Origin of the sequence: Lysinibacillus sp. UGB7, assembly GCF_049058285.1 — a bacterium.
Lineage (GTDB): Bacteria > Bacillota > Bacilli > Bacillales_A > Planococcaceae > Lysinibacillus > Lysinibacillus sphaericus_B.
On sequence record NZ_JBMGUV010000016.1, the window covers coordinates 53,369 to 65,220 of the forward strand.

General features: G+C 35.8%; 11 protein-coding genes. 8 read left to right on the forward strand and 3 right to left on the reverse strand.

Annotated elements, in window-relative coordinates; all coding sequences use genetic code 11:
- Positions 1 to 157: 157 nt before the first annotated feature.
- The 7 genes from ACOMCU_RS15410 (at position 158) to zupT (ending at position 7,330) form a co-directional block, all read left to right on the forward strand.
- Positions 158 to 1,060, forward strand: coding sequence for a polyprenyl synthetase family protein (locus ACOMCU_RS15410; protein ID WP_421050608.1), 903 nt, complete (start codon positions 158 to 160; stop codon positions 1,058 to 1,060).
- 12 nt (positions 1,061 to 1,072) lie between these two features.
- Positions 1,073 to 1,231 (forward strand): competence pheromone ComX, encoded by a 159-nt coding sequence (gene comX / locus ACOMCU_RS15415; protein ID WP_010860370.1) that lies wholly within the window; start codon positions 1,073 to 1,075, stop codon positions 1,229 to 1,231.
- Positions 1,232 to 1,266: 35 nt separating this feature from the next.
- Positions 1,267 to 3,507, forward strand: a complete 2,241-nt coding sequence (locus ACOMCU_RS15420) for a sensor histidine kinase (RefSeq protein WP_421050624.1) — start codon at positions 1,267 to 1,269, stop codon at positions 3,505 to 3,507.
- 1 nt (position 3,508) lies between these two features.
- Positions 3,509 to 4,123, forward strand: coding sequence for a response regulator (locus tag ACOMCU_RS15425; protein ID WP_230491904.1), 615 nt, complete (start codon positions 3,509 to 3,511; stop codon positions 4,121 to 4,123).
- 447 nt (positions 4,124 to 4,570) lie between these two features.
- Positions 4,571 to 5,470, forward strand: a complete 900-nt coding sequence (locus ACOMCU_RS15430; RefSeq protein ID WP_010860367.1) for a hypothetical protein — start codon at positions 4,571 to 4,573, stop codon at positions 5,468 to 5,470.
- A 271-nt stretch (positions 5,471 to 5,741) separates the two neighbouring features.
- Complete coding sequence (locus tag ACOMCU_RS15435; protein ID WP_421050609.1) at positions 5,742 to 6,350, forward strand: phosphatase PAP2 family protein; 609 nt, start codon at positions 5,742 to 5,744, stop codon at positions 6,348 to 6,350.
- Positions 6,351 to 6,520: 170 nt separating this feature from the next.
- Positions 6,521 to 7,330, forward strand: a complete 810-nt coding sequence (zupT, locus tag ACOMCU_RS15440; RefSeq protein ID WP_010860365.1) for a zinc transporter ZupT — start codon at positions 6,521 to 6,523, stop codon at positions 7,328 to 7,330.
- 60 nt (positions 7,331 to 7,390) lie between these two features.
- On the opposite strand, the gene ACOMCU_RS15445 is transcribed toward zupT, so the two are convergent.
- From ACOMCU_RS15445 to thrC, 3 genes are read right to left on the reverse strand one after another with little or no spacing between them, the layout of a single operon-like run.
- On the reverse strand, positions 7,391 to 8,056 hold the full coding sequence (locus ACOMCU_RS15445; RefSeq protein ID WP_421050610.1) for a 2-hydroxy-3-keto-5-methylthiopentenyl-1-phosphate phosphatase: 666 nt from the start codon (positions 8,054 to 8,056) through the stop codon (positions 7,391 to 7,393).
- Positions 8,057 to 8,110: 54 nt separating this feature from the next.
- Entirely contained in the window at positions 8,111 to 9,004 is an 894-nt protein-coding gene (gene thrB, locus ACOMCU_RS15450) for a homoserine kinase (RefSeq protein WP_010860363.1), read from the reverse strand.
- On the reverse strand, positions 9,001 to 10,053 hold the full coding sequence (thrC, locus tag ACOMCU_RS15455; protein ID WP_421050611.1) for a threonine synthase: 1,053 nt from the start codon (positions 10,051 to 10,053) through the stop codon (positions 9,001 to 9,003). The genes thrB and thrC overlap by 4 nt, the downstream gene beginning before the upstream one ends.
- 204 nt (positions 10,054 to 10,257) lie before the next feature.
- On the opposite strand from thrC, the gene ACOMCU_RS15460 reads away from it, so the two are divergent.
- The gene (locus ACOMCU_RS15460) at positions 10,258 to 11,487 is read left to right on the forward strand and encodes an MFS transporter (RefSeq protein ID WP_010860361.1); all 1,230 of its coding nucleotides are present in this window, start codon (positions 10,258 to 10,260) and stop codon (positions 11,485 to 11,487) included.
- Positions 11,488 to 11,852: the final 365 nt, after the last annotated feature.

Consider the following 11,852-nt stretch of genomic DNA (forward strand, 5'->3'; position numbering starts at 1 on the left):
TTACTATTTGTTTGCAGAAATTGGCGTGAACTTCTTGAATACCGCCATTATTTGGCGGTATCTATGTACTACCATTTCTTTTACATTGCGATTCATAGTATTATTTCCCATTAATCTATATAATATTTATTAATATAATTAAGGGGGTAGAGGACTATTGAGGGAGCTGGATGAACGGATTAATGAATCATTGGACATGGTTATTGAAAACGAGGCATTGCTTGGTGTTGAATTAAAGACTATGCTTAAAAGTTTTAAAGAAGAAAAGACATTAGTAGGTTATTCATTTGGTAAACTATGCTTTTGGCATTATGAAGCATATACAGATTGTTTTAATGAAGATATTTATAAAGTTGCTACAGCTATTGAACTTTTAATTTTGTCCTTTGATATTATTGACGACTTGCAGGATAAGGATTCGGACTATAGTTGGAGCAAAACACCTGAACTATCTTTAAATGCAGCTTTAACTATGCTCGTTATGGCATCTAGAACAATACAGGAGACATCCTTTGAACACAAAAGTGTGGCTATACAACTGTTAGAAGAGTATGCATTACGAAGTATCAACGGCCAGCAATTAGATTTACTTAATAACTGCCGGGACGAACAGTCCTACTTACAAATGATTGAACTGAAGTCTGGATCATTAACAGCAATGAGTTGCTTAATTGGGGAAGCGCTTGCAAAAGGAAGAGTATCTTCTGAAATGGAGGAATATGGTAAATGCATAGGTGTTATCCAGCAAATAAAAAACGATATTCAAGGTTTAAAAACTTGGGGACCCAAAAATGATCTACTAAATAAAAGATACTCATTGCCTATTATTTATCTTATGTCTCAGAAAAATGATGTTTCAAAATCAGTAGTAAACTATTATAATAATGATATAGTTTCATTTTTGGATAATAATGCCACAAAAAATGAATTGACAAATGGCGGCGCAATACGTTATACGATTACTATAAAAAATGTCTACAAGTTCAAGGCGTTGCATAATCTGAAAAATGTTGCTATAAACGATTTAGGTAAAGAGTACGTATTAAAACTAATGAGATGAGGAGTGATTTGTATGATTAAAGTAATTCAGTATCTTGAACCAAAATCAGTACTAGTTACATTATTAAAGGACCAAAAAGCCTCATTAATTGGAATGTCGTTTATAGAAAAAAAAGCAATTTTAGATGCGTTTAGTGGTGAGATTGATTTAGAAAGTGATATTTGGAATTAAAAACATTGAATAGTAAGATATTCTGGCCCGCTATAATGCTTTATTTAGTAATTGGTCTTTATCTGAATTATGTAAATTATAGCGCGCCTTTTTTAGATATTGAGGTAGAAAAAGAGAATGGCAAGTGGGTAGTAACCAAACCTTATTATAAAGGCTGGGCAGAAGGGCAAAATATATCTGCAGGTGATGTTGTTTTAACTATAGATAATATGCCAATTGATAATCAAAAACAGGTGAAATATAAATCAGTAATATTATCTGCTAATTCTTTAACAATAAAGAAACCAGATGGAGAAATAATAGATATACATATTAAACATTTAGATATTCCTCAGCAATTTTACTATATATTAATAATTCCAGCTTGTTATTTTTTATTAACTCTATTCGTTACTGTCTTTCTACATTTTAAACAAAAAAATACATTGCTTACTAACTTGCTTATTCTTTTCATGCTTACTGTTTCATTAGCTTATGTAAGTAGTGGTGTCTCTGGTAGATTAAATGGTGTTGGGATTATAGTAAATCGTAGTAGTATGCTGTTATGTTTAGTCCTATTATTGCATTTTTTAAGAAATTATTTTTCATTTGTAAAGATAAATTGGGTGTTTACAAACCATATCAAATTCTTTTATATATTCCCTATGATGGCTTTAATACTGGGCTGTATGGGCACTATTTATCCTGCTTATAATAATGCACTTTCTAATGTAGTATTAGCTCTTTTCTTAATTCTTCTAATCATTATACTTAGTATTTTATTGTTTAGCTATTTCAAATACAGCTCACCTCAGTTGAAAATATTATTAAGTAGTATATTGATACCGTTTCTGCCATTTCTTTTTTTATATGCACTCCCTGAAATTTTATTCCATACACATATACTTAAGGCAGAAATTAGTTCATTATTTTTATTACTAATTCCATTTAGCTTTATCTTTACACAATTAGCGGAACGACTATTTGATATCGAATATCATATTACGAGATTGCGCTATTATGTAATATTTTCTTTAATATTTACGGTGTGGTTTACTGTTGGGTTGTATTGGATTGCAGGAAATTATCTAACAAAGACTGTCTTGTCAGGCGTGTCCTTCTTTACATTTTCATCGTTAGTTATACTTTTTTACATAAAAGAAAAGGTCGATTATCGCAAACGGAAAATCCTATTTTCAACAAAAGGGGATTATATACATCAGCTATATACTGCTGTCGATAGGATTGGTAAAACAATTAAAATGAACGAGTTACTAGAGAAGTTTGCTCAGGAGGTTTCACTGCACCTTGAGCTTGAGCATGTATTTGTATTAACCTATGACTATGGCACAAATCAATTTACTTCAATGGTTGAGGGAAAGGTTCCGATTAATCCTGAGTTAATGGAAGATATAAAATTAGGAGAAATACGGAAAATTGACAAGGTCTATCTAGCTTTCCTCCATCAAGATTCTCATTACAAAAGAGCCTTAGTATTGGGACATAACAATTCAATCCACTTAAAAGATGAAGAGCTTTTATGGCTGGAACTGCTCCTGTTATATGTAAATAATTTTATTGAAAATACAAAGATGGTGGAAGAACTGTTAGAGGAACTAAAGCATATGAAGCAAGCGGATGATAGTCAATTACCTTGGTTAAATAAGCTACTATGGTTAAGGTTTGAAGAGGAGAAATATCAATTAGCTCAAGAATTACATGACACTAACTTACAAGAGCAACTTCATATTGCTCGAGAAGTTGATGTCCTAGTGAATGCAAAAGACACTGCAGATATTCAACAAAAACTGGAGAATATTCATAAGCAAATGGTTGCATCTTTACACGATTTAAGAGCCTATTGTGAAAATCTGAAGCCCCCATTATTGGACACATTAGGGCTAAACGCTGCATTAGAAAAGCTAATTCGGAAAGTGACCGAAAGAGCTAGTTTTGTGTTAATTTATACAATTGATCGTCTTTATTTAGAGGACGAGCGCTTGAATTTAATGATTTATCGATTGTTTCAAGAATTACTTAACAATGCTTTGAAACATTCTTATGCAACAACAGTTGAGGTTTATCTCAAGGAAATGGACGATGGATTTGAGATCCTCTATAAGGATGATGGTGTCGGCTGTAATGTTGATGATATTATTGTTGCAACTTCAATGGGGATTCGAGGCATGCAAGAGCGAGTAAAGGCCTTTGATGGACACTTTTACATCAATACACGAGTTAATGAAGGGATGTCTATTAGAATTATAGTAAAAGAAGGAAGTGACACACTTGATTAAGATGCTCATAGTGGATGATCACCCTATTGTGTTAGAGGGAACTAAGAATTTATTTAAAGAAAATGAAGATATTTTAGTTGATACTGAAAGTGATGCAACTTCTGTAATACAGAGAATTAAGAACAAGCCGTATGATATTTATTTAATTGATATAAATATGCCTTTAGAAAATGGCATTAACTTAGCTCGAAATCTTAAAGCGATACAAACAGATGCTTCTATTATCCTTTATACAGGTGATGATATTACTGATTATTATCCACTTATTTTAGAAAGGAAAATTGAGGGCATATTAGCTAAAACGGCCTCGAAAGAGCAGATTTTACGGACAGTAAGAGCAATAGCGAATGGTGAAATTGTTTTACCTAAAAATTTCTTGGATTTTCTAGATAATCGATTTAAATTACAGGATGCAAAGCTTGATATTCATTTAAATGAAAAAGAAAAGAAGATATTAAGACTCATTGCACAGGGCCATACGAATCGAGCTATTGCCATTGAATTAAATATTCCGCAACGAACAACGGAGAGATATTTAACACAGTTGTTTACTTTACTAAATGTAGATTCTCGCACGGAAGCTGTGGATCTTGCAGAAAAAATGAATTTACTGTAGTTTTCTAATGTGCTATAATCCTTTAAAAATGGTATATATTCCTAGTAAAGAAAATTCCAGTTTGATTCCAAATAAATTACTTTTATTTACTTTGGATAAATAAAACATATTTATATTCTTAAAGACCTATACATTTCAAAAAACACCGCCAAAAAGTGGCGGTGTTTTTCTTGAGTCCGCCAATTCACGCCAAAAATACCTCTAATGTCCGCCAAAAAATTGGCGTAAACCCGACATTGAAATATCGGTGTAAGTGCTGTTACGCTTAGTATAATCGTGGTTAAGTAAATATGCTGTAGTGGGTAATAAGACAAGATATGATTTTCGTTTAAAATAAGCTGCCTGGCTATCTATCAATAAAGTAGACGATGTTAGATTTTCTAATAAATGTCACTAGCTAGACAATATACTTCACGATAAAACTTTATATAAAGGTAGGCGTATATTTTGAAAGTAGAACTTGAAAATTTATTTTCTATAGATGAATCTAGTCAAGATCAGGTCATTAAAGTTTATAATCGCTATGGTATTTTTATAGGTGCGCCTGAAATAAGAAAAAGAAATTTAAAAGCTTCCTTTAATCCAATTTTCACATTAAATGAAGATGTGACGTATGAACAGGTAGCAGCTCTATATAAATCCTTAGAACATGAATTAGGCATTGTTTCAATTGGTGAACGATTTTACTTCGACTTTTCAGAAAGCGAATATGAGCAAGCGTCACTATTTACGTTAAATTCTACGGGAAACTCACCAGAAATGTTTTTGGATGATAGAGGCACCTTATGTTCTATCAGTACATATTGCCAGCATTGTGGTTTAATGGAGAAAGAGCAACTATCGCCTTTAGTTATTGATACATCAAAAATAAATGATCGTCATCTAGTACATGTAAGCGGTTTTTGGGTAGCTTCAGAGAAATTAGTGACATTAATGAAACAAGAGAATATTGAAGGATATGATCTTCTAGAGGTAATCCATCAAGGACCTGAAATAGGGAAGCAACCTGCATATCAAATAATACCAAGACAGATGCTTCCATCATGTAGCGCAGAAAGAGTTAAACTGTATTTTGCGACAGAGCAACCGCCTTGTCCATGTGGGTTAAGTGGAGTTATCAACGGCCCTGATATTTATAATCGACATGATATAACGAACGTAAAGGGAGATATATTCTTTTCAGCTGAGTTGAGTCATGATGGAAGTTATCTTTACAGAAAAACAATATTCAGTAGAAAGTTCAGAGAATTCATTATAAAAAATAATATTTCTCGAGAAGTTAAGGGAGAAAAGGATCGAAATTTCGGACCGAAAGATTGGCTGTTTGATCCTGTATTATTAAAGTAAACGTCTCTGAGAATGAAACTCTAGATGATAAGGAAGTGTTTAGTTTGTTTAAAAAAATACTACCTATAATTTTGATCTTATTTATTGTTGCTTTAGCTCTTTCAAATTTTTTCAATAAATCGGATGAAGAGACAATTGTCATTGCACAACATAAAGAGTACAAACTTGTATTATAACGATAGAATGTTCATGAAGAGCTAGTGTTTATTCTCCTCTAATGGCACGTATTTATGATATGATGTGAAAAATGTGCTTAGAGGTGAAAGAAATTATGAAAAAATGGGCATATCCAATGGCGGTTTTAACGCTTATTGCCTTTTTTGTTTTACGAGCAACTTATCAGAGTGAATCGATAGAAAACTTTGATGCTAAAATGGCAGATATTTTATTTGGCAATCGCTTCATAGAAGTTTTTCATTATATCGGAGAGCCGATATTTGTAGTCGCTGTGGCGATTATATTAATGGTGTATTTAGCTTGGAAGATGAAAAATTACCGTGCTTTACTATTCATATTGTTAACATTCGCAGCAGGAAATGTACTAAATCAATTATTAAAAAAGTGGGTGCAGCGACCACGACCTGAAATTGAAGATCAATTAACTTCCTTTAGTTTTCCATCAGGACATTCCATGTCAGGCCTCTTATATTTATTTGCTGCGGCTTATATTTTATCGGAGAACAATAAGAAGGTACGTAAAATTCAATTGTGGGCTGGGGCAATCGTATTAACAATACTCATCGGTTTGTCGCGTGTGGCAGGAGCTCGACATTTTGCATCCGATGTAATCGCAGGATGGAGCGTCGGTTTTACATGGTTTATCATTTGTGTCATCTGGTATGAGCGACGTAAGCGAGTAATGCAAAAAGGGGATATGTAGTAAAAATCGAGGAAGCAGTACTTTATTCGTAGGAATAGGGTGCTGCTTTTTCGTCTAGAAATTTAGAATAGGCATTGTTGGTCATTATTAGCCTAGTAAAAAAGAATTGCACATAGGAAACTTCTAAGTTAAGATGAGTACTATAACAAAAAGGGAAAAGGAAGAAGGGAATGGAAGGTAATGTATTATTGGCATTAGGGTTAACTCTTTTTGCCGGACTTGCAACAGGTGTAGGTAGTTTAATCGCGTTTTTTACGTCAAGAACAAATACAAAATTTTTATCATTAGCACTTGGTTTTTCAGCAGGTGTTATGATTTACGTATCATTGGTTGAAATTTTTGTGAAGGCCAAAGATGCTTTAACAAATGCGTTAGGCACAACCAATGGTTATTGGATGACAATTGCCGGATTTTTTGGTGGTATGCTATTTATTGCGTTGATTGATAAGTTCATTCCAAAAGCTACAAATCCTCATGAAGTGAAGCTTGTAGAGGATGTAAATGCGGTTAAGCCTCAGGTGGATCAGGATCGTTTAATGAAGATGGGGCTATTTACGGCACTTGCAATTGGCATTCATAATTTCCCAGAGGGGATTGCCACATTTATGTCTGCCATAAATGATCCGAATGTTGGAATTGCTATTGCCATAGCTGTTGCGATTCATAATATTCCTGAGGGAATTGCGGTATCCGTGCCGATTTACTTTGCAACAGGAAATCGTAGAAAAGCTTTTAAGCTATCTTTCTTATCAGGATTGGCAGAGCCTGTAGGTGCTCTAGTGGCATTCTTCCTATTAATGCCTTTTTTAACAGATGTCATGTTTGGTATTGTCTTTGCAGGGGTTGCGGGGATAATGGTATTTATATCATTAGATGAATTACTGCCAGCTGCACAAAGATATGACGAAACACATTTATCGATGTATGGCTTAGTAGCTGGAATGGCTGTTATGGCGGTTAGTTTAGTGTTACTAGCATAAACGACAATTAGCGATATAGTAAAAGGAATCTAGCAGACATTTCTAGCTAGATTCCTTTTTTTATGCTTCTACAAGCTCTTTAACAGCTTCTAAGCAGTCATAGAAGGTTTCAAAGGGTTTGTGTGGGATATGTAAATCTTCACAACGCTCAATTAGATGATCTCGAGCGAGGACTAAATCAGCTTGTTCAGCGGCTTCAAAATCAGAAATAGAATCACCTATTACGATTTTAAAATGGTCATTCTGTGCAACTTTTCGCATGACTGTTGGCTTACAGCAGCCACAGCCTTGTGTTTCGTATTTGGCACATTCCTCATCACAACTGTTTGGATAGACAAGTGTGATCTGCGTCTCTGAAAAGTCAGCGGTGTTACAATAGACACCTGAAAAAGGGCCAAATTGCTCCAACATTGGCTCAATAAAGAAGTCTACGCCACCACTAACAACATAAAATGGAATAGCATGCTTATGAGCATAGCGAACGAATTCATCAAAGCCTTCACGAATGACAGCTGTGTCTAATAAATATTGGATGACATCATCTTTTTGGGTAGTGGACAATAGCTCAAACATAGCTGTGACACCTTCTTTAAAGGTAATCGTCTGTGCCATCATCGCTTGAGCAATTTTTTCTGATTCCACTGGAACGAAATGAGTCATGAGAGAGACGATATTATCAGTTGCTGTAATAGTGCCATCAAAATCACAGAAAATAATTGGTTTCAAGATATTTCCTCCTTCAAGAAAAAACGCCTACCGCTAGGGAGTAGACGTTTTAAATCATATTACTTGTACACCATACTCATCGGCTTTTGTTAGGATAATATGGTGTTCTGGAAATTGCACTGCCATTGTTGTAACAAAGTCTTCGGCAATAGCCGTCGGAATAATGGCAATCAGGGTAGGACCTGCTCCACTTAATGCTGTACCGTATGCACCACTTGCTTTAGCCGCTGCACGGATTTCTGCATATTGAGGTATCAAATTTGAACGGAAAGGTTCATGGAATAAATCAGCTTCCATATAACGACCCGCACGTTCAAAATCGCGTACCATTAATGAAGCCGCAAGCATATTGGCATTTGCCGATGCATGTACGGCATATGCTCGCTCAAAGTGCTCTGGTAATACCGAGCGAGATTCACTTGTTTTTAGTTCAACATCAGGTACAAATACGACGAACGAAGCATCGATATTATTTACATGGAAAGTATCAACAATGCCGCTTTCATCCATAGAAGAGATAGTTAAGCCCCCCAATACAGAGGCTGTTGCATTATCTGGATGTCCTTCGATTTGAGAAGATAAATTCAATTTATCTTGCACTGTTAACCCGAGCTCGCATGTCTGGTTGGCTAACTCAATACCTGCAACGATGACTGCAGCACTACTTCCTAAGCCACGTGCTAATGGAAGCTCGCTTGTCATTTTTACACGGCAGGGAGGGAGTTGTTTACTGTATTGATCAGCGATTTTTTTCGCAATAACGTATAGTAAATGTTCTTCAAGCTCAAACTCACTAGGACCGTTTTCATCGAGGTGTATGATTTCCCAGCTATCCTGTAGAGAAACATCTAGCTTTAAATAAAGAGACAAGCCAAGTCCGATTGAGTCAAAGCCAGGGCCTAGATTGGCTGTGCTCCCAGGAACTGAGATTTGCCACTTTTTACTCATAGTACACCCTCGATGTATTTACGAATTTCCTCTTCATCATTTTTAAGAGATACAACATCCACTGTTGATACGTTCATTGCTGTATCAGGATCTTTTAAGCCATTACCAGTAAAGACTGTGACAACTTTAGCGCCTTGTGCAATCTTACCACTTTCGACTGATTTGATGACACCCGCTAATGATGCTGCTGAACCAGGCTCTACAAAGATTCCTTCAGTTCCCGCTATTAGTTTGTAAGCTGCTAAAATCTCTTCATCTGTTACAGAATCAATAATGCCGCCAGACTCATCACGTGCTGCTTCAGCATATTTCCAACTTGCAGGATTACCAATACGGATGGCTGTTGCTACTGTTTCTGGATTAGCAATAGGCTCACCTTTAACAATCGCTGCAGCCCCTTCAGCTTCAAATCCGTACATTTTTGGTAAGCCAGAGCCTTTCGCATCGTTATATTCTTTGAAGCCTTTCCAGTAAGCAGTGATATTCCCTGCGTTACCGACTGGAATGCATAGATAGTCTGGTGCAGCACCTAAAGCGTCTACAATTTCAAATGAAGCCGTTTTTTGACCTTCGATACGGTAAGGGTTCACTGAATTTACTAGTGCGACTGGTGTTGTTTCACTCACTTGGCGTACAATATTTAATGCGTCGTCAAAGTTACCGTCGATTTCAATAATTTTTGCTCCGTACATTGTTGCTTGTGCTAATTTACCAAGTGCAACTTTTCCTTTTGGGATAACAACAATTGATTGGATGCCTGCGCGAGTTGCATAAGCAGCAGCAGCAGCTGAAGTGTTACCAGTAGATGCACAAATAACGCATTTGCTGCCGTCTTCAATAGCTTTTGCAACTGCAAACACCATACCACGGTCTTTAAAAGAACCGGTTGGGTTTGCACCTTCAATTTTACCAAATAGCTCGATACCAAGTTTTTTAGATAGATTGACTAAATGTATAAGAGGCGTATTGCCTTCATTTAAAGTTAGAGCAGGTGTATTTTCTGTTACGGGTAAAAATTGTTTATATTCTTCAATAAGGCCTTTCCACATAACGATACGATCTCCTTTTGTTCTTATAGGAAGAACATTTGTTTTTGTATAAAAGACATTTTAACGCAAATGGCCCTATGTTTTCAATAGCAATTAAGAAATTGTCGAAACAATTCGGTCATTTGAATTTTACTTGTCACTTAATTGAAACAACTGTATAGTAAACTCATAATGTAAAGTCAATTGTAAAGACAGGTGGTTAAGATGACAACAAATACTGGTACAACTAATAAGTCACAACAATCCATTTCTCGAAATAAGCTTTTGGGCGTAGCAGGAGTAGGTTGGCTTTTCGATGCCATGGACGTCGGGATTTTATCATTCGTTATAGCAGCCTTAGCTGTTGATTGGGGTTTAAATTCGAGTCAAATGGGTTGGATTGGTAGCATAAACTCGATAGGGATGGCTGTTGGTGCACTCGTTTTCGGTGTTTTTGCCGATAAAGTAGGGCGCAAGCAAATATTTATGTGGACGCTTGTGTTATTTTCAATTGCAAGTGGTTTATCTGCGTTTACATCAACACTAGTCGCTTTTATGGCACTACGCTTTTTAGTAGGTATGGGGCTTGGTGGAGAATTACCAGTTGCATCAACACTTGTGTCAGAGAGTGTTGAAGCGAAAGAACGTGGCAGAGTGGTTGTCTTGCTCGAAAGTTTTTGGGCTGCGGGTTGGTTAATCGCTGCCCTCATTTCTTATTTTGTCATTCCTACATGGGGCTGGCGTATAGCATTACTGTTAACAGCAATACCCGCACTATATGCAATTTATCTTCGGTGGCATTTACCAGATTCACCACAGTTTACAGTGAAGGTTGAGTCTAAAAAACGTAGCATTCTTCAAAACATTCGTGAGGTCTGGTCAAAAAAATATGCACGCTCTACATTGATGCTTTGGCTGTTATGGTTTACGGTTGTATTTTCATATTATGGAATGTTCTTATGGCTACCTAGCGTAATGGTTGGTAAAGGCTTTGACATGATCACAAGCTTTAAATATGTTCTCATTATGACAGTAGCTCAATTGCCGGGCTATTTTACAGCAGCGTGGTTTATAGAAAAATTTGGTCGGAAGTTTGTACTTGTTTCCTATTTAATTGGCACAGCTGTAAGTGCTTTCATTTTCGGTAATGCTGAAACGATGGCAATGCTTTTGACGTCAGGCATGTTTTTATCTTTCTTTAATTTAGGAGCATGGGGTGCACTTTATGCTTACACACCAGAGCAGTACCCAGCAATTATTCGTGGTACAGGTGCAGGTATGGCTGCAGCAGTAGGACGCATTGGTGGTATTTTTGGTCCCTTATTAGTCGGCTCTATGTTAACTGCGGGTTATGATATTGGCTTTATCTTTGCTATTTTCTGTGGAGCGATTATTATCGGTGTCATCGGAGTAATCTTGTTAGGTACTGAAACAAAACAAACAGAATTACAATAATAAAAGAATAAAAGTGTCTTGAATTCACTAAGGATTCAAGGCATTTTTTTATTCATAATTAGTTTATTGATTGGTAGTTGAACCAGAATGGCGTGATTCACAGGTATTACTGAGTCAAACAGGAAAGTTGAAACAACATTCTATTCAAATCATTGACTGCTCTCCATTGATGTTTTCGATTTTATAATGTGAGTAAAGAAAATAGTACGAATCTATGTCAGTTTATTACGAACTACTATATTAGCGATTTAAAGCATTAAAGATTTTTCTGAAAAGTCATTGTATTCAAATTGTAATCGTGATACTGTATTTTTAATCGAATTTAGAGTCCATAGAAAACAATCTCCATTCGTGATAATTTCTTT

Coding starts and splice junctions, on each gene's coding strand:
- comX (WP_010860370.1), top strand. CDS start 1,073: ATGATTAAAGTAATTCAGTATCTTGAACCAAAATCAGTACTAGTTACA.
- ACOMCU_RS15420 (WP_421050624.1), top strand. CDS start 1,267: ATGCTTTATTTAGTAATTGGTCTTTATCTGAATTATGTAAATTATAGC.
- ACOMCU_RS15425 (WP_230491904.1), top strand. CDS start 3,509: ATGCTCATAGTGGATGATCACCCTATTGTGTTAGAGGGAACTAAGAAT.
- ACOMCU_RS15435 (WP_421050609.1), top strand. CDS start 5,742: ATGAAAAAATGGGCATATCCAATGGCGGTTTTAACGCTTATTGCCTTT.
- zupT (WP_010860365.1), top strand. CDS start 6,521: ATGGAAGGTAATGTATTATTGGCATTAGGGTTAACTCTTTTTGCCGGA.
- thrB (WP_010860363.1), bottom strand. CDS start 9,004: ATGAGTAAAAAGTGGCAAATCTCAGTTCCTGGGAGCACAGCCAATCTA.
- thrC (WP_421050611.1), bottom strand. CDS start 10,053: ATGTGGAAAGGCCTTATTGAAGAATATAAACAATTTTTACCCGTAACA.
- ACOMCU_RS15460 (WP_010860361.1), top strand. CDS start 10,258: ATGACAACAAATACTGGTACAACTAATAAGTCACAACAATCCATTTCT.